Genomic DNA, 20,460 nt, shown 5'->3' with positions numbered 1-20,460 from the left:
GCCTTGCCACCACGCCGCAAGATCCTCGTCGTGCTGAAAGGCTATCCCCGCCTTTCGGAGACCTTCATCGCCCAGGAGCTGCTCGGTCTTGAGAAGGCCGGTTTCGACCTCACGCTAATTTCGATGCGCCGGCCGACCGACAAGAAGCGCCATCCCGTGCATGACGAGATCAAAGCTCGCGTCGTCTACCTGCCGGAATATCTGCACGAGGAGCCGATCCGCGTGCTGAAGGGCCTCATCGCCGGTTTCTCCAAACCCGGCTTCAAGGCACTGATGAAACGCTTCCTCGCCGACCTGCCGCGCGACCTCTCCCGCAACCGCTTCCGCCGTCTCGGCCAGGCGCTGGTGCTGGGGCGCGAATGGCCGGACGAGGGTGAATGGCTGCATGCCCATTTCATCCACACGCCGGCCTCGGTGACGGAATATGCGAGCATCCTCACGGGCACGCCCTGGACCTGTTCGGCGCACGCCAAAGACATATGGACGTCGCCGGACTGGGAGCTGCACGAGAAGCTCGCCAGCGCCCGCTGGGCGGTTACGTGCACCAGGACGGGCTACGAGCACATGCAGACGCTGACATCACGCAAGGACGCCGTACATCTGAGTTACCACGGTCTCGATCTTGCCCGCTTCGGCCATTTTGCCGGCGAGCGCTCGAACCGGACCGGCAGCGACCCCGACGATCCGGCCTTCATCCTTAGCGTCGGACGTGCCGTCGAGAAGAAGGGCTATGACGTGCTGCTGCGCGCCCTCGCTTTGCTGCCCAATGACCTCCACTGGCGCATGGACCATATCGGCGGCGGCGAGGAGCTTGCGAAACTGAAGGCGCTCGCCACCGAACTCGGCATCTCCGGCCGCATCATCTGGAAGGGCGCCATGGCACAAGAAGACGTGCTCGACCATTATCGCCGCGCCGACCTCTTCGCGCTTGCCTGCCGCATCGCCGCCAACGGCGACCGCGACGGCCTGCCGAACGTCCTGGTCGAGGCCTCGAGCCAGCGGCTCGTCTGCCTCTCGACCGACGTATCCGGCGTGCCGGAGCTTTTAAAGAACGGTGAAAACGGCCTCGTCGTGCCGCCTGAGGACCCGGCGCTGCTGGCCGGAGCGCTGGAGGCGGCAATCCGCGACCCGGCACTGCGCAAGCGGCTCGGCGACGCCGCTGAAAGCCAGGTGCGCGAACATTTCGACTATCACTCCAGCATCAGACAGCTCACCGGCCTGTTCGAGGCTGAATGGCAGAAGGCGTCATGACGGCACCGCGTATTTTCTTCTACGTCCAGCATCTGCTCGGCATCGGCCACATAGCCCGCGCCAGCCGCATCGCCAATGCTCTGGTCAAGGACGGTTTTGATGTCACTGTCGTGACCGGCGGCCTGCCGGTGCCGGGCTTTCCGGGCGAAGGCGTGAAGACCGTCGCCTTGCCGGCGGTCGTCGCCAGCAATGCCGGTTTCTCCGGTCTCGCCGATGCCGATGGCCGGCCGGCGGGCGAGGATTTCCTCAACGCCCGCCGCGAACTGCTGCTTGACGCCTTTCATGCGGTAAGGCCCGATGTCGTGATTATCGAAGCCTTCCCCTTCGGCCGGCGACAGATGCGCTTCGAATTGCTGCCATTGCTTGAGGCGATCGAACAGGCCGAACCGCGGCCGAAACTCGTAAGTTCTGTGCGCGATATCCTGCAGGAAAACCGCAAGGCCGGCCGCGACGCGGAGACGGTCACGCTGGTCAGGGATCATTTCGATGCCGTGCTCGTCCATGGCGATCCCGGTTTCGTCAGGCTCGAGGACACCTTCCCGCTGACACCCCAGATCGCCGACAGGCTGCGTTATACCGGCCTCGTCGCAGCCCCGCCGGCACCGGAACCGACCGAGACATTCGACATCATCGCATCGGCGGGCGGCGGCGCGGTCGGCGCCGAGCTGATCGGCGCGGCAAAAGAGGCCGCAGCGCTGCTGCCGGACAGTCTTCGCTGGCTGCTGGTCGCCGGCCCGAACCTGCCGGAGGCCGATTTCGCCCCGCTGTCCGAGGACGCGGCTCCGAATGTGACGCTGGTGCGCTTCCGCAAGGATTTTCCCTCGCTTCTGCGCGGTGCGAAAGTCTCGATCTCGCAAGCAGGCTACAACACCGTTGGCGACCTGCTGCGCACCGAATGCCGGGCGATCCTCATCCCCTTCGTCGCCGGCGGCGAGACCGAGCAGACGGTGCGCGCCGAACGGCTGCAGGCACTCGGCCTCGCCGATATCCTGCCGGAAAACGGACTGACGTCGGGCCATGTGAAGGAGGCGGTCGAAAGGGCGCTCGCCGCACAGCTACGGGGGCCGGTCTTGCTCGACCTCGACGGTGCGGAGAAAACCGCCCTCATCATTCGCTCCATGATTGCCGAATCCCTCGCCTAATCCAAAATTCCTGTGATATAAGCAATGTTCCGGCGAGAATCGGCATTTTAGCAGCCGGTCGCTTCGCCTTGTTTTCATTGCGATATCGGCGGTCCGGCTGCATGATCCTGTTCTCAAGATTCCTCCCCGTCCCGGCGCCCGGATCGCGCCCCCGGAATTTCCCAGCAAGCTGACGGTTAGCCATGGAAAAAAGCCTCGCCCGCTACATCTGGAAGAACACGCGGCTGCAGCAGCTGTGGATTCTGGCTGTCGTCGCCGCATCGATGGTGCCCTACTTCCTGTCCTTCGACCTGCCGAAGCAGATCGTCAACGGACCGATCCAGGGTGACGGCTTCGAAGGTCCGGGCGCGACGCAGACTTTCATGCACATTGCCTACGACCTGCCGCTGATCGGCCATGTCGAATTCTTTCAAGGGTTGCAGCTCAACCGCTTCCAGATGCTGATGGCTCTCAGCCTGGTGTTTCTGGCGCTGGTGGTGCTGAACGGCCTCTTCAAGTTCTACATCAACACCTATAAGGGCAGGCTCGGCGAGCGCATGCTGCGCCGCATCCGCTTCGAGCTGATCGACCGCGTGCTGCGCTTTCCGCCCATTCACTTCAAGCGGGTGAAATCAGCCGAAATCGCCACCATGATCAAGGACGAGGTGGAGCCGATGGGCGGCTTCACCGGCGATGCCTTCGTCTCCCCTGCCCTTCTCGGCGGCCAGGCCATCACGGCTCTCGCCTTCATCATCGTCCAGAATTTCTGGCTCGGCATGATCGCCGCCGGCATCGTCGGCGTCCAGGCGGTCGTCATTCCCCGCATGCGCAAGCGCCTGCTGGATCTCGGCCGCCAGCGGCAACTGACGGCGCGCGAGCTTTCCGGCCGCGTCGGCGAAATCGTCGAGGGCATCGGCACGATCCACGGCAACGACACGTCCAACCTCGAACGCGCCGACATTGCCTCGCGGCTCGGCCGAATTTTCTCGATCCGCTACGACCTTTACCAGTGGAAGTTCCTGGTAAAGTTCATCAACAATTTCCTCGCCCAGGTCACGCCCTTCCTGTTCTACGCGATCGGCGGCTACCTGGCGCTACAGGGCCGGCTCGACATCGGCCAGCTCGTCGCCGTCATATCAGCCTACAAGGACCTGCCCGGCCCGCTGAAGGAACTGATCGACTGGGATCAGATGCGCCAGGACGTGCAGGTGAAGTACCAGCAGGTCTACGAGCAGTTCAATGTCGAGCCGCTGATCGACAGCCGTATCCAGGAACTTGCGACCGCCCCGGTCGGCGCGCTGACGAGCGCGCTCGTCGTCACCAACCTGTCGCTCTCCGACGACAGCGGCGCCCGCCTCGTCGACCACGTCTCCGTCGAGATCAAGCCGAACGAGACGGTGGCGATCGTCGGGCCGAACGGCAGCGGCGCGGAAGCCTTCGCCGAAGCGCTCGGCCGCATGGTCTGGCCGGACTCGGGCCGTATCACCATCGACGGCCGCGATCTCCTGGACCTGCCGGAATCGATTACCGGCCGGCGGATCTCCTATGCCTCGGCCGACACCTTCTTCTTCCATGGCACGCTCGCCAGCAATCTGCTCTACGGCCTGAAACATGCGCCGATGACCGATCCGATTTACGACGAGCGGGAAGCGCTGGAGTATAAATGGCATTCCGCCGAGGCGGAGAAGGCCGGCAATCCGACGCTCGACCTCAACAGCGACTGGGTGGACTACAAGGCAGCCGGCGCCAGCGGTCCGGAAGATCTGCTGAAGGCGATCCGCCCGGTGCTCGACGCCGTGTTGATCTCACAGGACATCCTCGATCTGGCGCTGCGCTCGACCGTCAACACTGACGTGCATGTGGCGCTCGGCGATCACGTCGTCGCTCTGCGCGCCTCGCTCAGGGACCGGCTGCGCGACGAAGGGCTCGACACGATTGTCGTGCCTTTCGATTTCGACGCCTATAACGGCCAGGCGACGGTGGGTGAGAACCTGCTCTTCGGCACGATGAAGCGGCCTTTGATGACCAACCGCAGGCTGGCCGCGCATCCCTATTTCCAGCAGCTCTTTCGTGAGACCGGCCTCAGTACCGATCTCTACGCCATGGGCCTCGAGATCGCCGAGAACGCGGTGGAACTCTTCCACGACCTACCGCCGGACCATCCTTTCTTCCAGCAGCTGACCTTCATGACGGCGGACGACATTCCGACCTACCAGGCGCTGTTGCAGAAGCTGCAAAGCCGTCGCTTCGAGGATGCCACGCCGGAAGAACGATCGGCCATCATCCGGCTGAGTTTTGCCTATATTGAGCCGCGGCATCGCTTCGGCTTGCTGACCGACGAGCTCATGGACAAGATCGTGAGCGCCCGCAAGCAGTTCCACGAGCATATTCCGGCCGATCTCGCCGAGCTGATCGAGCGCTACGACGCCGAGCGCTTCACCCCGTCGGCAAGCCTGATGGACAATGTGCTCTTCGGCCGTATAGCCTATCAGCAGGCCGACGCCTCCGACCGCATCCGCGGCATTATGGGCGAACTCTTCGATGCGCTCGATCTTTATGACGACGTGCTGTCGATCGGCCTCGAATTCGACGTCGGCTCCGGCGGCAAGCGACTGACCATGGTGCAGCGGCAGAAGCTGAATCTGGCCCGCGCGCTGTTGAAGCGCTCGGACTATTTCATCTTCAACCGGCCACTGTCGGCGCTCGACCAGCGCGTTCAGGATCAGATCACCCACAACATCATCGAAGGCCTGCACGAAGAAGGCCATCGGCCGGCGATCATCTGGGTGCTCTCCAATGCCCGGCTGGCAGAGATGTTCGACCGGATCCTGCTCTTCGATCGCGGCGGATTGGCCGAAGCCGGAAACTATCCGGAACTTTCCGAGAAAAACGGGATGTTCAAGGAACTGTTATCGTAATATTCTATAGGGGCGGCGATAATGGGCGTTCCCGACGGGACGCCTTGGAGTTTGAAGACGCCTGGTCCCGCGGACCCTGCGTCAGGGGGTTGAAACGCTCATGCTGTTGAGAGACGAAGTCGAAATGCTGCGACGGGTGCCGATCTTTTCACGGATCGCTCCAGCAAAGCTCAAGCTTTTGGCCTTTACCTCCGATCGCATGACCTACAAGGCCGGGCAGAACCTCTTCCATCAGGGCGATGTCGGTGATGCCGCCTATGTCATCCTCTCGGGTACCGCCGATATCGTCGTCTCCTCGCCGGCCGGCGAGATCAAGGTCGCCGACGTCGAACCCAATTCCATCGTCGGCGAAATCGCCATCCTCTGCGACGTCTCGCGCACGGCGACGGTCCGCGCCACCTCGTCGCTAGAGGTGCTGCGCATCAGCAAGGAGCACTTCCTGAAGCTGCTCAGCGATTTCCCCGAGATGGCCGTGGAAATCATGCGGGTGCTGGCCGACCGCCTGAACCACACCACCGCGGAACTGACCGCGGCCCGGGCGGCAAAGCAGCCGCAGATGGCGCAGTAAACGCACTCAGCGTTTCGGCGGCCATTGCTGGGCACCATGCAGGAAATGCAGTATTTCGATCGTCTCGCTCTTCGGGAGATAGCGATAGACGACAAGGAACGGCGTTCGAGCGATGATGAATTCGCGCGTTCCCTGCCTTCGCCCTTTTCGTCCCATTTCCGGATGATCTCGCAACAGGATCGTTTGTCGCGAAACTTCGTCCAGAACATCCAAGGCAGCCGCACGGTTTTGCGCTGCAATATATGCGGTCGCCTGCTGCCTGGCTCTGCGGGCCGTCTCAGTCCAGATGATCCTCACTTGCCCTCATTCTTAAGCAAGGCAAGCAATTCGGTACGCTCGCGCGCCATCTCCTCCTCAACGACCTCGTGAGGAATCCAGACGGTATTGGGATCATCGGCTTCCCGGATCGCTTCCTCGACCTGTTCGCGGAACCACTTGTCGTATTCCGCCGCCTCATGGGTACGACGCAGAGCTGCGGCCCGATCCGGCCGCGGTGCCGCTTCAGGAGCGTAATCGGCAGCGTCGACATCGAACTGCGAAATGCCGACATCCTTCAGATAAGAAACCAAGGTATCCATGCGCTTGAACACACGCACCTGCCGGCTGCGTTGGGCGGCGAGCGGGCGCTCGGCCTTGCCGTAGCGAATGACGACGGACCAGCCGCCGGTCTTGCCGACGACGTGAGCGGCATCGACCGCTCCTGCTTCGACAAGACGGGAAAGGGTCGAATGATCGATGGTCTCTGCGGTCATGGCATATCCTCGTTCAGGCCGACAAGGATATGCATTTAATTATAGATTGCAATGCATTCAATAATTGGAATTGCGCAGTCCGAAAAATGAAAGCCTGCATGGTTTCCCATGCAGGCTCGTGTGTTCAAGTCCGTCTATTCGCGCTGTTCCAGCGCCCTGCTGAAGGCGAGCGCTGCAAGCGTGCAGATGGCGCCGGAAAGCAGGTAGTAACCGACGAAGGTCAGGCCGAAGCGGCTGGAGAGGCTGAGCGCCACCAGCGGCGCAAAACCCGCGCCGATCAGCCAGGCCAGATCCGAGGTGAAGGCCGCGCCCGTGTAGCGGTAGCCGCGGCCGAAGCGGGATGAGATCGAGCCGGTCGCCTGGCCGAACGAAAGGCCGAGCACGCCGAAGCCGATGATGACGAAAGCGTCATGGCCGCTATTGCCGGACGCGATCAGGCTCGGCCCGATAAAGCTGAAGACGGCGATGATGACGGCGCAGATGGCAAGCTGGGCGCGCCGGCCGATACGGTCGGCGATCAGGCCCGAGGCGATGATCGTGAGGATGCCGACGGCGGCGCCGATCACCTGCACCACCATGAAGGCGCCGATCGGCTGGTCGCCGTAAAGGCTCATCCAGCCGAGCGGGAAGATGGTGACCAGGTGGAACATGGCAAAACTCGCCAGCGGCACAAAGGCGCCGATCAGGATGTCGCGGCCGTGAACGCGCAGCACGTCGAGGATGGGAGCTGCTTCCAGCTCATGCTGCTCCAGCAGCGTGCCAAACTCCTTGGTCATGACGAGCCGCAAACGCGCAAACAGCGCCACGACGTTGATCGCGAAGGCGACGAAGAAGGGATAACGCCAGCCCCAGGAGAGGAAATCCTCACTAGAAAGATTGGCGACGAAATAACCGAACAGGGTGCTGGCCAGCGCAAAGCCGATCGGCGCCCCAAGCTGCGGGATCATCGCATACCAGCCGCGGTGCTTGGCCGGCGCATTCAGCGCAAGCAGCGAGGCAAGGCCGTCCCAGGCGCCGCCGAGCGCGAAGCCTTGGCCGAGACGGAAGAGCGCCAGAAGCGCGATCGACCATACGCCGATCTCGTTATATCCCGGCAGGAAGGCGATCGAGGCGGTGGAGCCGCCGAGCAGGAAAAGCGCGATCGTCAGCTTTGTGCCACGGCCGTACAGCCGGTCGATCGTCATGAAGACGACGGAGCCGACGGGGCGGGCCAGGAAGGCCAGCGAGAAGATGGCGAAGGAATAGAGCGTTCCCGTCAGCCTGTCCGGCGCGAAGGGGAAAATCAGCTGTGGAAAGACCAGGACCGAGGCGAGGCCGTAGACGAAGAAATCGAAGAATTCCGACATGCGGCCGATCACCACGCCAATGGCGATGCTGCCCGGCGAAACCGGCTTGTCGTCGTGAATGCGCCGCGCGTCGCGTTCCAGCGACGACGATGACGGTCCGTAATTCGATGTTGTAGCCATAAAACGCCTCCCTCGTTGAAGCGCTTTCGCCAAGGCGCCTCAGCGTGATCTTGATCAAACCTGCAGGCTTATCAAGTCCGTAAGACGTAAATAGTTCATCATCGCGGCTCAAAATGAGGCGCGGGCGGGAAAAATAGCGTGATCACGAGCGCGATTTTCCCATGGGACGCTGGCGTGGGCGGCTCTCGCGGATATATTGATTGAAACATGCGCTGGCGAAAGAATCCTTCTTGATTTCATCAGGATTTCAAAGCTGTAGTGCACCATGATTTGTGCCGCAGTGCGGCATACTTGCTGCACTGCGACCAAACACCTCATGTCGCTATCGGGTTCAGTGCTTTAGTCGCGGAACGAACGAAACAACAAGAGCTTAGAGACGTGCCAAAACTCGTGAAGTTTTCCCGCCTTCTATCCGTCTTGCCGCTGCTTTTCCTGGCAGGATGCAACATGGTGGTCATGGCGCCCTCCGGCGACATCGCCGTGCAACAGCGCGATCTCATCGTCATCTCGACGGTGCTGATGCTGTTGATCATCATCCCGGTGATCTTCCTGACGCTGTACTTCGCCTGGCGCTACCGCCGCTCCAATACGGCCGCCACCTACGCGCCGGAATGGCACCATTCGACCCGTCTCGAAATCGTGATCTGGGCAGCACCGCTGGCGATCATCATTGCGCTCGGAGCCGTGACCTGGATTTCCACCCATAAGCTCGATCCCTATCGCCCGCTCGACCGCCTCGATGCGGAGCGCGCCATTCCGGCCGATACCAAGCCGTTGACCGTCGAGGTCGTGGCGCTCGACTGGAAGTGGCTGTTCTTCTATCCCGAACTCGGCATTGCCACCGTCAACGAGCTCGCTGCCCCAGTCGACATGCCGATCAATTTCAAGATCACCGCCTCCTCGGTGATGAACTCCTTCTACATCCCTGCCCTTGCCGGCCAGATCTATGCGATGCCCGGCATGGAGACGAAGCTTCACGCCGTCATTAACAGGCAAGGCGAATATGAGGGCTTCTCCGCCAACTACAGCGGAAGCGGCTTCTCGCATATGCGCTTCAAATTCCACGGCCTCGACCAAGCGGGCTTTGACGCCTGGGTGGCGCAGGTCAAGCAGCAGGGCACGATGCTCAACCGCGACGCCTATCTGAAGCTTGAGAAGCCGAGCGAGAAGGAACCGGTGCGTTATTATGCCGGCGCCGATGCCGACCTTTACAACGCCATCCTCAACATGTGCGCCACTCCGGGCAAGATGTGCATGAACGAGATGATGCACATCGACATGATGGGCGGCGGCGGCAAGGAAAGTGCGGAGAACCGCGAGAAGCTGCAATACGACAACCGTCATGCCGAGGAAGGCATCGTGGCGCCAGCGGCCACCGTGCCGGCGACCGGGGCTCCGGCACGCAGCGAGCCTGCCGAGCGGACCGACGACATGCCCGGCATGGACATGCAGCATGAGGGTCATTCCATGCCCGGCACGGACAACGGCGCCAATCCGGCGCCGGCGCAGCTCAACAACAACAATTAACCTGGCGCTTTGCGTCGCGAGACATAATGAACGGGTTGTTCCATGTTTTCCAATCCTGACCTCCTGAAGTTCGTCTTCGGCCGGTTGACCCTCGATGCCATCCCCTATCACGAGCCGATCCTGGTCGTGACCTTCATCGGCGTCGTCATCGGCGGTCTCGCTCTGCTCGGCATCATCACCTATTTCAAATTCTGGGGTCCGCTCTGGCGCGACTGGATCTGCAGCGTCGATCACAAGAAGATCGGTATCATGTATGTGATCCTCGCCGTCATCATGCTCTTGCGCGGCTTCTCCGACGCGATCATGATGCGCGTCCAGCAGGCGATCGCCTTCAACGGCTCGGAGGGCTATCTGCCGCCGCACCATTACGACCAGGTCTTCACCGCCCACGGCGTCATCATGATCTTCTTCGTGGCGATGCCCTTCGTCACCGGTCTGATGAACTTCGTGGTGCCGCTGCAGATCGGCGCGCGCGACGTCTCCTTCCCCTTCCTCAACAACTTCTCTTTCTGGATGACCACCGCCGGCGCGATCATCATCATGCTGTCGCTGTTCATCGGCGAATTCGCCCAGACCGGCTGGCTCGCCTACCCGCCGCTGTCGGGCGCAGCCTACAGTCCGGGCGTCGGCGTCGATTATTATATCTGGGGCCTGCAGGTGGCCGGTGTCGGAACGACGCTTTCGGGCATCAACCTAATCGCCACCATCGTCAAGATGCGTGCGCCGGGCATGACCTTCATGAAGATGCCGGTCTTCACCTGGACAGCGCTCTGCACCAACGTGCTGATCGTCGCCTCCTTCCCGATCCTGACGGCAACGCTGGCGCTTCTGTCGCTCGACCGCTATGCAGGCACGAACTTCTTTACCAACGACCTCGGCGGCAACCCGATGATGTACATCAACCTCATCTGGATCTGGGGTCATCCGGAGGTCTATATCCTCGTGCTGCCGGCCTTCGGCATCTTCTCGGAAGTCGTCGCCACCTTCTCAGGCAAGCGCCTCTTCGGCTACGCCTCCATGGTCTACGCCACCTGCGTGATCATGATTCTCTCCTACATCGTCTGGCTGCACCACTTCTTCACAATGGGCTCGGGCGCTTCTGTCAATTCCTTCTTCGGCATCACCACGATGATCATCTCGATCCCGACGGGGGCGAAGATTTTCAACTGGCTCTTCACCATGTATCGCGGCCGCATCCGTTTTGAGGTGCCGATGCTGTGGACGGTCGGCTTCATGGTGACCTTCGTCATCGGCGGCATGACCGGCGTCATGCTTGCCGTGCCGCCGGCCGACTTCGTGCTGCACAATTCGCTGTTCCTCATCGCCCACTTCCACAACGTCATCATCGGCGGCGTTCTCTTCGGCATGTTCGCCGGCGTGAACTACTGGTTCCCCAAGGCCTTCGGCTTCAAGCTCGATCCCTTCTGGGGCAAGATGAGCTTCTGGTTCTGGCAGATCGGCTTCTGGTTCGCCTTCATGCCGCTCTACGTGCTAGGCCTGATGGGCGTTACCCGCCGCGTCAGCCAGTTCGAGGATCCGTCACTGCAGATCTGGTTCATCATCGCTGCCTTCGGCGTCGGCCTGATCGCGCTTGGCATTGCCGCCTTCCTGATCCAGATCGTCGTCAGCTTCATGAAACGCGAGGAATTGCGCGACGACAGCGGCGATCCCTGGGACGGCCGCACGCTGGAATGGTCGACCTCCTCGCCGCCGCCGGAATACAACTTCGCCTTGACGCCCGTCGTGCACGATCATGACGGCTGGTATGATATGAAGAACCGCGGTTATGCGCGTCCGCTGGAAGGCTTCCGGCCGATCCACATGCCGAAGAACACCGGCACCGGCGCGATCTTGTCGGGCATCAGTGTCGCACTCGCCTTCGGCCTGATCTGGTACATGTGGTGGCTGGTCGTCGTCTCCTTCGTCGCCATGCTGGTGATCGCGATCGGCCATACTTTCAACTACAGACGCGACTTCTACATCCCCGCCGAAGAGGTAACCGAAACGGAAGGCAAGCGCACCGCGCTGCTTGCCGAGCAGGTGTAAGAGACAATGAGCGATCACACCATCGACGCGGCCGAAAAGCCTGAATTCTACCTGACGGAAGACCATCATCCGGAAAACAGCACCAATCTCGGCTTCTGGCTCTACCTGATGAGCGACTGCCTGATCTTCGCGGTGCTGTTTGCCACACACGGCGTGCTTGGCCGCAATTATGCCGCCGGCCCGTCGCCGGCCGATCTCTTCGATCTGCCGATCGTTGCCCTCAACACCTCGATGCTGCTGTTCTCCTCAATCACCTACGGCTTCGCGATGCTGCAGATGGAGCGCAACGCCAAGGCGGAAACGCTGTTCTGGCTTGGAGTGACCGGCCTGTTCGGCGCGGCTTTCATCGGGCTCGAGCTCTACGAGTTCATCCACCTGATCCATGAAGGCGCCGGGCCGACGCGCAGCGCCTTCCTCTCCTCCTTCTTCACCCTGGTCGGCACCCACGGACTGCACGTCACCTTCGGCATCATCTGGCTGATCACGCTGATGGTGCAGGTGTCGATGCACGGGCTGATCGAGGCCAACCGCCGCCGCCTGATGTGCCTTTCGATGTTCTGGCACTTCCTCGACGTCGTCTGGATCGGCGTCTTTTCCTTCGTCTACCTGTTGGGAGTTCTCGGATGAGTTCGCAAGCCCCTGCACATGAGGATGCCCACGAGGCTCACCACGGTCACAGCCACGGCCATCAGGCTGGCCACGGCACGTTCCGCAGCTACATGACGGGTTTCGTGCTTTCAGTCATCCTGACCGCCATTCCCTTCTGGCTTGTCATGGCCGGCGTCTTCGCCAGCCCGACGCTGACGGCTGTTCTGGTGATGGGCCTGGGCGCGATCCAGATCGTCGTCCACATGGTCTTCTTCCTGCACATGAATACCAGGAGCGAGGGCGGCTGGACAGTCATGGCGCTGATCTTCACCCTCATCATCGTCGCCATCGCGCTCTCCGGTTCGCTCTGGGTCATGCATCATCTCAACACCAACATGATGCCGATGAGCCCCGAGATGATGAAGAACATGCCGTGACGGTCACGAAGGGGCGGCGGCAGCGTCACCCGCAGGCTCCCTCGGAAAAATCGGATAGACGGCGTTATCGGGCAAAACGTGCCATCTTCGCCGTCTGTCTGGTGCTGCTTGCCGCGGCACTCGCCGCGCTCGGCACCTGGCAGGTCGAGCGCCTGACCTGGAAACGCGACCTCATCGCCCGCATCGACCAGCGTGTGCATGCGTCACCCGTTCCGGCGCCGGCACGCGCCGACTGGAACAAGGTCAATGCCACTGATGACGAATATCGGCGGGTGACGGCAGCCGGAACGCTGGCGAATGACAAGGAAACGCTGGTCTATGCCTCGACCGCGCTCGGTCCGGGATATTGGGTGATGACGCCGCTGACGCTTGCCGACGGGACATCGATCCTCATCAATCGTGGTTTCGTGTCGACCGACCGGCGCGACCCGGCCTCGCGCCGCGAGGGTGAACTATCTGGCCCGGTCGAGATCACCGGGCTGATGCGGATGACGGAGCCGAAGGGATCGCTGCTGCAATCCAATGACGTCGCCGCCGACCGCTGGTATTCGCGCGATGTCGCGGCGATCGCTGAAAAGCGCGGCGTCGGTGCGGTTGCACCCTATTTCATCGACGCCGATGCCACTCCCAATCCAGGCGGCCTGCCGGTGGGCGGCCTGACCGTCATCGCTTTCCCCAACAACCATCTCGTCTACGCGATCACCTGGTACGGCCTGGCGGCAATGGTGCTGGCATTGCTGGTGTTCATTCTTCGCGGCGAGAAAGCCGCTATGAAGCGATCCGGCTGATCGCCTCGGCGAGTTGCGCCTGCGAGAAGGGCTTGCCGAGGCGCGGCAGGTCGACGATGCCGGCCCCTTCGGGGATTTCAGCGTAACCGGTTGCGAGGATGATCGGCATATCAGGCCATTCGCTGCGGATCGCCTGGGCGAGCTGCGCGCCCGTCATGCGCGGCATGGCATGGTCGCAAATCACCAGGTCGACCTGCTGTTTGCGCAGGATGTCGAGTGCCTCGGGACCCGCCATCGCCTCGAACACGGTATGGCCGAGATCCTCCAGCATCAGCGTTGTATTCATCAGCACCAGACCATCGTCATCGACGGCAACGATGCGCAGCCGGCGCGGCGCATTTTCCTCCTGCTGCGGCCAATCGGCAGCGGCCTCGGTCACTTGTTCGCCAACTACGACCGGGAACCACAATTCTACTGTCGTGCCTTCGCCGAGGCTGCTCTTCATCATGAGGCGGCCGCCGGACTGGGACGCAAGGCCCTGCACCATGGAAAGGCCGAGACCGGTGCCCTTGCCGACACCCTTGGTGGTGAAGAACGGCGTGATGGCCTGCTCCAGCGTCTTGGCATCCATGCCCTCGCCTTCGTCGATCACCGCAATACGGACATAACGGCCAGGCGGCAACGGGCTTTTGCCTGATGGCAGCGACTCTTCGGAAGCGCGAAGCACGATCCGGCCGCCGGACGGCATGGCGTCGCGGGCGTTGACGACGAGGTTCAGGATCGCCATCTCCAGCTGGTTCGGATCGGTGAGGATCGTCGGCAGCCTGACAGGGAAAGAGGTCTCGATCACGGTCAGCGGGCCGAGCGAACGGCTCAGCATATCCATCATGCCACGGACCAGGCCGGAGACGTCGATCGGCTCCATGTGCAGTTCCTGCCGGCGGGAAAAGGCCAGCATGCGCTGCGTCAGCGCAGCACCCCGCTGGGCGCCCTGCATGGCATTATCAACAAGCGATGTCAGGGAGAGATCCTGCGGCATGCGTTTTTTCAGGATTTCGAGACTGCCGAGGACAGCCATCAAAAGATTGTTGAAATCATGGGCGATACCGCCGGTCAATTGACCGATCGCCTCCATCTTCTGCGATTGGAAAAGCTCTTCGCGCGCCTGCTCCAGCGCCCGCTGGGTCTCCATCTTCTCGGTGATATCGCGGGTGATCTTCGCGAAACCGAGCACATCGCCTTCGTCGTCCCGAATGACGTCGATGACGACGCTGGCCCAAAAACGGCTGCCGTCCTTGCGGACGCGCCAGCCTTCCCTTTCGAACCGGCCCTCGGCGCGCGCAATGTCCAGCGCAGTCTGCGGCACGCCCGCTTCGCGATCCTCGGGGGTATAGAAGGTCGAGAAATGCCGGCCGATGATTTCGTGCGGTCGATAGCCCTTGATACGCTCGGCGCCGAAATTCCAACTGCTGACATTGCCGTCGGGATCGAGCATGTAGATCGCATAATCCGAGACGCCCTGGACGAGCCGGCGGAATTGTTCCTCGCTCTGGCGGATCGTTTGTTCAGCTGCTCTGCGTTCGGTTAGGTCGCGGGTGATCTTGGCATAGCCGATGAGCTCGCCGGAGGGACGACGGATCGGATCGATGATCACATGCGCCCAGAAGCGGCTTCCATCCTTGCGCTGGCGCCAGCCTTCCCCCTCGAACCGGCCCTGCTCCGCCGCCGTGGCGAGCGCGCGCGCCGGCATTCCCGCAGCGCGATCCTCTTCCAGATAGAAACGGGAAAAATGCTCGCCGAGAATTTCGGAAGGCTTGTAACCTTTGAAGCGCTGAGCGCCGGTATTCCAGCTGGTTATGATGCCTTCGGGGCTCAGCATATAGATGGCGTAGTCGGTGATGGCATCGACCAGAAGGCGAAAGCGTCCCTCTTCGTTAAGAGACGTATCATGTCGATTTAACACTTCCATCGGCCCCTCGGAGTCACCAGCGCTTTATAACGCCGCGGCAGGCGGATGGTTCCGATTCAGCCTCAAATTTTCAGACGGCCTTGACCTGCGGGTAGAACCTCTCGCCGACGCGCTCGGCGGCGGCATAGGCCTGCGAGACGATCTCCGGCACGAGATCGATATCGGGCAGGCTGCCGAGGCCCAGCGGTCCGACGGCAAAGAGCCCGGCGACCGTCGAACCATCCTCCAGGAAGGGCTCGCCGCGCGCGTTGACCGCGAGCCCCAGCGAGAGCTCGTCCGGCATGGCGAGGCCGGCGGAAAGCAGGCTCTGCATCAAGGGCGCTGAAAGATCCGGCGCCTGACAGCGGCAATCGATGATGCGCTCGGTATGGATGACTTCCTCGACAGAGGAACCGGCCGGTGTGAAGAACAGGCCGCTCAGGCCCCGGCGGCCGGCCCGGCCGCGGCGCAGCACCGTGCGGCCTTCGGCAAGTTCGCGTCTCAGGCGCAGGTACATGTCTTCCGGCAGGCGATTGCGGTGGCTGTCGTAGATCGCCCTGAGATGCCGGTTGAACTGATGCTTGTCGCGGGCCGGCAGCGAGCGCCAGAGCGAGCGGGCATGGTTTCTGAGGCCGTTCATCACCGATTGCCAGCTTCGGCCCGCTTCCTCCGCCTCGCGACAGGCTTCACGGATGAAGCGCACGATCTCCGGCAGGCTCTGAGGCAGCGCTTCAGCCGGGAACACCGGATCGGCGGAATTCGGCGTATGGCTCTGGGGCAGGAAGCCGCGCCGGGAAATGATCGTCACCTGGCCGGCATAACCGGAATCGCGCAGCTGCAGCAACTGGTCGACGACGCGGATGCCGCTGCCGAGAAGCACTGCATGCGGCCGCGCGACGAGGCGTTGGGCCCGGACCGGCGAAGCGTCCTCACCGCCTGAATCCGGCGCCGTCAGGCCGTAGCCGGTGGCGAGGATGACGGTATCAAACAGCGGATTGGCGGGATTGGCGCTTTCGAGCAGGAAGCGGTTGCCGTGGCTCTTTCGGATCGCCACGACCGGATCGTTGCAGACCTGAACGGTGATGTCCCTGCGCGCGGCGAGTGCTTCCGAAAAGCGCTGGTAGACATAATCGCTGAAGATTTCCTTCGGCACGAAGATCTGCCGGAATCCGGGAATGGCGGCCGGCACGGCGGCGCGGAAGGCGGCGTTGCTGCAGAGCCAGTCGTTGAAATCGTCATTGTCTCCGACCGAGACCGAGAGATCGCGGACGCGGGTGTTGAGGATAGTCGAGGAACGGACCGAGGCCAGCGCCTGCCCACCGCTGACCGACGAATTCGGATCGAACAGCTGTAGATGGAAGGGTGCACGCACTGTCTTCATCAGCGCGATCGCCGTCATCATGCCGGAAAAGCCGCGCCCGACGATCGCAATGCGCGGGACGGCAGAGATCTGCGCCGCCGCATTGGCTCTCGCCGAAAAAAGTCCCTGAACCGTCATCGCAACTCCTCTGCGGCTTCGGCCGCACCCTGTGCAGATTGAGGTTCAACGCATAAACAGCGGATCATGCGTTGATGAGGTTCATGCGGCCATTCACAAACATATGCCGCAGGATCGGGTCCGTACGAGCGGCCCGCAGGCGCTTTGAGAAGGGCAAGGCCGCCCCACCCATAGTCTATCAAACTAGTCGTGTATGAAAGCGCTAAAAACCGGCAGTGGCAAGGGGTTTATTAGGCGCGATGCTTAAGTTGTCGGAATCACGGCATATTTTCGATCAAACAGCCTCGCGCCGCAGGGCCGCGACTCGTCATCAGCCTTGGCCCGGTACCACCTCGTCTCCAGCAGATTTGCCAGATCCGCCGATTTGCGGGTCAATATCGGAGGTTTCGGCCATCTACTTTCTGCGCTTCTTCTTAGCGTATCTTCAACCCGGCCACGTTTGCGTTGCGCCGAGCCTTTCAATCACGCTCCCCATACACCTATCAGCATCTCAAGAAACCGCTCTGCCGCCGGCGACAAGGTGCCGCCGCGACGTCGAACCACACCGATTGTGCGGGATATCTCGGGATTGCGGATGGGGCGGGTGATCAGGAATGGGTGATCTTCTCGCGGGGTTGCCATTCGTGGCAGCACCGAGATCCCGAGGCCCGCCTCCACCAACCCGAGGGAGGTAGACAGATGTGTTACCTCGTAGAACCAGCGAAGTTTGATGTTGGATTTTGCCAGTGCCGCGTCCAGCAGCGTTCTGTTGCCGCTCGACCGATGAACCGTAATCAAATGATAGGGCTCTAGTTCCGCCCACTCGACCCATTGTTTTGTCGCAAGAGGATGATCCTTTCGCGCCGCAAGCACGAATGGATCTTCCGCAAGCCGCTCGAAGGTGAGGTCGGGGTCGGAAGTGCCCATGATGTTTATGCCGAACTCCACCTCCCCACTTGCCACGGCGCGAAGACCGTCCGTGGCAGGCAGATCGAGGATACGAAAGCGGATGTTCGGATAGTCTTCATTGAACTGGCGGATGACCGTAGGCAGGAAGTAGAATGCCGCGGTTGGAAGGCATGCAATCGTCACCAATCCGCCTCGATTGGGTCCAACGTCACGGACAGCAAAGAGAGAGCCATCAAATTCCTCGAGCATGCGTCGGACGAGCGGCACGAGTTCCGTACCGAGAGCCGTCGCGGATACGTGCCTGGTCGTCCGTTCCAAGAGCGGCGCCCCGATAACCTGCTCCAATTTTTGAATGCGGCGGCTCAACGCAGGCTGGGACATATGCAGAGCGTCCGCAGCGCGATTAAAGCTCTCCAACTCTACGACCCCCAGGAAGGCTCGAAGGTCAAGAATTTCGCAATTAATGCTCATTGTGCATCAATCCTGTGATTCTTAGCATTTCACAAATAAACGCTTTCTCCGATAATTGGATCAAAGAGCGCCGATTGATACGGCGATGACATAATTCCGATGGAAGCACAAGCAATGAACGACCTGACGGCTATCCCTTGCGTTCTGATGAGAGGCGGCACATCAAAAGGCCCGTTCTTCCTTGCGAGCGACCTTCCCGCGGCTGCCGATCAGCGTGACCAAATCCTGCTCTCGATCATGGGCTCGGGCCATCCGTTGCAAATCGATGGGATTGGTGGCGGCAACCCGGTCACGAGCAAGGTGGCCATCGTTGGACCTGCCACCGTTCCTGGCGCGGACGTGGATTATCTCTTTGCTCAGGTGCGGGTCGATCAACAGATAGTCGACACCTCGCCGAACTGCGGCAACATGCTTGCGGCAGTCGGACCGTTTGCCATCGAAGCTGGACTTGTCCCGGTTCGTGGAGACACCACGCTCGTAAGGATCCATAACGTCAACACCGGCAAGCTGATCGAGGCCGAAGTCCCTACCCCAAATGGCGGCGTCTCCTATCTCGGGGAAGCTGCGATTGACGGCGTGCCCGGCCGTGCAGCACCGATCGCGCTGACTTTCATGGACGCAGCCGGGGCTCGTACCGGACAGCTCTTTCCCACCGGCAAACCCATCGACCTGATCGATGGCGTCGCTGTCACCTGCATCGACTGCGCCATGCCGATGATCTTGATCGAGGCAGTTTCGATCGGCACAACCGGCTTGGAATCAGCGGCAGAACTCAACGCTGATAAGGAATTGCTTGAACGCCTGGAAAAGTTGCGCATCGCCGCTGGCGAACGAATGGGCCTTGGAGACGTGCGCAATCAGGTAACGCCAAAGCCGGTGCTCATATCCCGTCCAAAGACCGGAGGCGACATCAGCGTGCGGTATTTCATGCCGCATCAATGTCATCCATCCTTGGCGACCACGGGCGCCGTTGGGATCGCCACGGCCTGTATCAGCCAGGATACGGTCGCTTCGCTTCTGATCGGCAGGCAAGCTCCCCCGGTTGTTCTTTCCATCGAGCACCCCAGCGGCCACCTGGATGTCAAACTGTATGAGCGGGACAGCAAGGTCGTCGCCGGAATTCTTCGCACTGCCCGCCGGCTGTTCGAAGGACATGTGTTAGCAAAACCTGTCACGCAACTGGGTTGCGCGGCATAATAGCTCTGGCCGCCGGGAGGGCGCCACCAACAGGAGGAGAATATCATCATGCGCAAGTTTATGCTCGCCCTCGCGGCAACTGTCGCGTTTACCGGCTCCGCATTGGCGGATCCAGTCCGTATCAGTGTCGGATCCTACAACCTCAACAATCTTCCCTTTCCCGTCGCCCAAGGGCTCGGCCTTTATGAAAAGGAGGGGCTGGAGGTGACCGTGGAAAACTTTGCGTCGGGCGGCTCGAAGACGCTTCAGGCGCTTGTTGCAGGCTCAACGGACATCGCCGTCGGCTTCTACGACCATACGATCCAGATGCAATCGCAGAAGAAGGCCGTCGTGGCGTTCGTGCAGCTCGCCCGCAATTCAGGGCTCGTTCTGGCTGGGGGCAAGGATAGTAAATTCGATCCGGCAAAGCCGGAAACGATCAAAGGTGCAAAAGTCGGGATCACCTCGCCGGGTTCGTCTTCCGACTTCTTTGTCCGCTACTACGTACAACGCAACGGCTTGTCCGCAAACGACGTTTCTCTGATCGGTGTCGGCTCCGGGTCGGCCGCTGTCGCAGCGCTTGAACAGGGCAAAGTCGACCTACTCGTCAATTACGACCCGGCTGCCACCTTCATCGAGGCCAAGGGTGTCGGCAAGATCCTGATCGACGGTCGCAGCGACGACGGCGCCAGAGCGATCTATGGCGGGATTTACCCAACCTCCGTCCTCTACGCCACACAGCACTATATCGATGAAAACCCCGAGACCATTCAGAAGGTCACCAATGCGACCGTCAAAGCGCTCGAATGGATGAATAGCCATTCCGCTGAAGAGATCGTCGAAAAACTCCCGAAGGAGTTCATTTCCGGCGATCGTGACACTTACATCAAGGCAGTGGAGAACGCGAAGGCGATCTTCTCCAAGGACGGGCGCATAAACGAGGAAGACATCAAGATTCCGCTCGCCGTCCTGAAGAGCTTCAACGAAAAAGTCGCCGCAGCTGAAATCGACCTTACGAAAACCTACACGAACGAGTTCGTCGACAAGGTCCCCGACGCCGCTGCCAACTGACAGGAG

Annotated in this window: 17 protein-coding genes; 11 read left to right on the top strand and 6 right to left on the bottom strand. The window is 61.3% G+C overall.

Features of this window, described 5'->3' with window-relative positions:
- Window positions 1-3 precede the first annotated feature (3 nt).
- From OIU37_RS28780 to OIU37_RS28765, 4 genes are all read left to right on the top strand, one after another.
- Window positions 4-1,251: a glycosyltransferase gene (locus tag OIU37_RS28780; protein WP_264259386.1), complete on the top strand. Its 1,248-nt coding sequence runs from the start codon at window positions 4-6 to the stop codon at window positions 1,249-1,251.
- Window positions 1,248-2,393 (top strand): glycosyltransferase family protein, encoded by a 1,146-nt coding sequence (locus OIU37_RS28775; protein WP_264259385.1) that lies wholly within the window; start codon window positions 1,248-1,250, stop codon window positions 2,391-2,393. Before OIU37_RS28780 ends, OIU37_RS28775 begins: the two co-directional genes overlap by 4 nt.
- A gap of 182 nt (window positions 2,394-2,575) precedes the next feature.
- Window positions 2,576-5,290, top strand: a complete 2,715-nt coding sequence (locus OIU37_RS28770) for an ABC transporter transmembrane domain-containing protein (RefSeq protein ID WP_171604991.1) — start codon at window positions 2,576-2,578, stop codon at window positions 5,288-5,290.
- A gap of 100 nt (window positions 5,291-5,390) precedes the next feature.
- Window positions 5,391-5,858 carry a cyclic nucleotide-binding domain-containing protein gene (locus OIU37_RS28765; protein ID WP_171604990.1) on the top strand — a complete coding sequence of 156 codons (468 nt, stop codon included), beginning with the start codon at window positions 5,391-5,393 and terminating at the stop codon, window positions 5,856-5,858.
- Between the two features lie 6 nt (window positions 5,859-5,864).
- Here the strand turns inward: OIU37_RS28765 and OIU37_RS28760 are convergent, their stop codons facing one another.
- The 3 genes from OIU37_RS28760 to OIU37_RS28750 all read right to left on the bottom strand — a co-directional run bounded on the left by OIU37_RS28760 (window position 5,865) and on the right by OIU37_RS28750 (window position 8,076).
- Window positions 5,865-6,155 (bottom strand): type II toxin-antitoxin system RelE/ParE family toxin, encoded by a 291-nt coding sequence (locus tag OIU37_RS28760; protein WP_180696872.1) that lies wholly within the window; start codon window positions 6,153-6,155, stop codon window positions 5,865-5,867.
- Window positions 6,152-6,610 (bottom strand): hypothetical protein, encoded by a 459-nt coding sequence (locus OIU37_RS28755; protein WP_171604988.1) that lies wholly within the window; start codon window positions 6,608-6,610, stop codon window positions 6,152-6,154. The genes OIU37_RS28760 and OIU37_RS28755 overlap by 4 nt, the downstream gene beginning before the upstream one ends.
- Window positions 6,611-6,744: 134 nt before the next feature.
- Window positions 6,745-8,076: an MFS transporter gene (locus tag OIU37_RS28750; RefSeq protein ID WP_171604987.1), complete on the bottom strand. Its 1,332-nt coding sequence runs from the start codon at window positions 8,074-8,076 to the stop codon at window positions 6,745-6,747.
- Window positions 8,077-8,454: 378 nt separating this feature from the next.
- On the opposite strand from OIU37_RS28750, the gene cyoA reads away from it, so the two are divergent.
- Genes cyoA through OIU37_RS28725 form a run of 5 tightly spaced genes read left to right on the top strand, consistent with a single transcriptional unit; the run spans window position 8,455 to window position 13,462 of the window.
- Window positions 8,455-9,603 (top strand): ubiquinol oxidase subunit II, encoded by a 1,149-nt coding sequence (gene cyoA / locus OIU37_RS28745; RefSeq protein ID WP_171604986.1) that lies wholly within the window; start codon window positions 8,455-8,457, stop codon window positions 9,601-9,603.
- A 42-nt stretch (window positions 9,604-9,645) separates the two neighbouring features.
- On the top strand, window positions 9,646-11,649 hold the full coding sequence (gene cyoB / locus OIU37_RS28740) for a cytochrome o ubiquinol oxidase subunit I (protein ID WP_264259384.1): 2,004 nt from the start codon (window positions 9,646-9,648) through the stop codon (window positions 11,647-11,649).
- A gap of 6 nt (window positions 11,650-11,655) precedes the next feature.
- Window positions 11,656-12,276, top strand: coding sequence for a cytochrome o ubiquinol oxidase subunit III (gene cyoC / locus OIU37_RS28735; protein WP_171604984.1), 621 nt, complete (start codon window positions 11,656-11,658; stop codon window positions 12,274-12,276).
- Window positions 12,273-12,674, top strand: a complete 402-nt coding sequence (gene cyoD, locus OIU37_RS28730) for a cytochrome o ubiquinol oxidase subunit IV (RefSeq protein WP_171604983.1) — start codon at window positions 12,273-12,275, stop codon at window positions 12,672-12,674. The genes cyoC and cyoD overlap by 4 nt, the downstream gene beginning before the upstream one ends.
- Entirely contained in the window at window positions 12,671-13,462 is a 792-nt protein-coding gene (locus tag OIU37_RS28725) for an SURF1 family protein (protein ID WP_264259383.1), read from the top strand. The genes cyoD and OIU37_RS28725 overlap by 4 nt, the downstream gene beginning before the upstream one ends.
- On the opposite strand, the gene OIU37_RS28720 is transcribed toward OIU37_RS28725, so the two are convergent.
- From OIU37_RS28720 to OIU37_RS28710, 3 genes are all read right to left on the bottom strand, one after another.
- Window positions 13,443-15,371 carry a PAS domain-containing sensor histidine kinase gene (locus tag OIU37_RS28720; RefSeq protein WP_180696868.1) on the bottom strand — a complete coding sequence of 643 codons (1,929 nt, stop codon included), beginning with the start codon at window positions 15,369-15,371 and terminating at the stop codon, window positions 13,443-13,445. The two genes, OIU37_RS28725 and OIU37_RS28720, sit on opposite strands and share 20 nt — an antisense overlap.
- Before the next feature lie 70 nt (window positions 15,372-15,441).
- Window positions 15,442-16,848, bottom strand: a complete 1,407-nt coding sequence (locus OIU37_RS28715) for an FAD/NAD(P)-binding protein (protein WP_264259382.1) — start codon at window positions 16,846-16,848, stop codon at window positions 15,442-15,444.
- Window positions 16,849-17,310: 462 nt separating this feature from the next.
- The gene (locus OIU37_RS28710; RefSeq protein WP_180696866.1) at window positions 17,311-18,207 is read right to left on the bottom strand and encodes a LysR family transcriptional regulator; all 897 of its coding nucleotides are present in this window, start codon (window positions 18,205-18,207) and stop codon (window positions 17,311-17,313) included.
- 114 nt (window positions 18,208-18,321) lie between these two features.
- On the opposite strand from OIU37_RS28710, the gene OIU37_RS28705 reads away from it, so the two are divergent.
- Both OIU37_RS28705 and OIU37_RS28700 read left to right on the top strand, forming a co-directional pair.
- A complete protein-coding gene (locus OIU37_RS28705; protein ID WP_180696865.1) occupies window positions 18,322-19,404 on the top strand; it encodes a 4-oxalomesaconate tautomerase in 1,083 nt (360 codons plus the stop codon).
- A 48-nt stretch (window positions 19,405-19,452) separates the two neighbouring features.
- On the top strand, window positions 19,453-20,454 hold the full coding sequence (locus OIU37_RS28700) for an ABC transporter substrate-binding protein (protein WP_264259381.1): 1,002 nt from the start codon (window positions 19,453-19,455) through the stop codon (window positions 20,452-20,454).
- Window positions 20,455-20,460 lie beyond the last annotated feature (6 nt).

The organism is Rhizobium sp. BT-226 (assembly GCF_025847085.2).
Taxonomy (GTDB): Bacteria; Pseudomonadota; Alphaproteobacteria; order Rhizobiales; family Rhizobiaceae; genus Rhizobium; species Rhizobium sophorae.
The sequence above is the reverse complement of the archived record's forward strand: the minus strand, read 5'-3'. Positions and strand labels throughout refer to the sequence as shown.

Excerpts from the sequence above, each read along its gene's own strand:
- OIU37_RS28775 (WP_264259385.1), top strand. The coding sequence starts at position 1,248 with ATGACGGCACCGCGTATTTTCTTCTACGTCCAGCATCTGCTCGGCATC.
- OIU37_RS28770 (WP_171604991.1), top strand. The coding sequence starts at position 2,576 with ATGGAAAAAAGCCTCGCCCGCTACATCTGGAAGAACACGCGGCTGCAG.
- OIU37_RS28765 (WP_171604990.1), top strand. The coding sequence starts at position 5,391 with ATGCTGTTGAGAGACGAAGTCGAAATGCTGCGACGGGTGCCGATCTTT.
- OIU37_RS28755 (WP_171604988.1), bottom strand. The coding sequence starts at position 6,610 with ATGACCGCAGAGACCATCGATCATTCGACCCTTTCCCGTCTTGTCGAA.
- OIU37_RS28750 (WP_171604987.1), bottom strand. The coding sequence starts at position 8,076 with ATGGCTACAACATCGAATTACGGACCGTCATCGTCGTCGCTGGAACGC.
- cyoB (WP_264259384.1), top strand. The coding sequence starts at position 9,646 with ATGTTTTCCAATCCTGACCTCCTGAAGTTCGTCTTCGGCCGGTTGACC.
- cyoC (WP_171604984.1), top strand. The coding sequence starts at position 11,656 with ATGAGCGATCACACCATCGACGCGGCCGAAAAGCCTGAATTCTACCTG.
- cyoD (WP_171604983.1), top strand. The coding sequence starts at position 12,273 with ATGAGTTCGCAAGCCCCTGCACATGAGGATGCCCACGAGGCTCACCAC.
- OIU37_RS28720 (WP_180696868.1), bottom strand. The coding sequence starts at position 15,371 with ATGGAAGTGTTAAATCGACATGATACGTCTCTTAACGAAGAGGGACGC.
- OIU37_RS28715 (WP_264259382.1), bottom strand. The coding sequence starts at position 16,848 with ATGACGGTTCAGGGACTTTTTTCGGCGAGAGCCAATGCGGCGGCGCAG.
- OIU37_RS28710 (WP_180696866.1), bottom strand. The coding sequence starts at position 18,207 with ATGAGCATTAATTGCGAAATTCTTGACCTTCGAGCCTTCCTGGGGGTC.
- OIU37_RS28705 (WP_180696865.1), top strand. The coding sequence starts at position 18,322 with ATGAACGACCTGACGGCTATCCCTTGCGTTCTGATGAGAGGCGGCACA.
- OIU37_RS28700 (WP_264259381.1), top strand. The coding sequence starts at position 19,453 with ATGCGCAAGTTTATGCTCGCCCTCGCGGCAACTGTCGCGTTTACCGGC.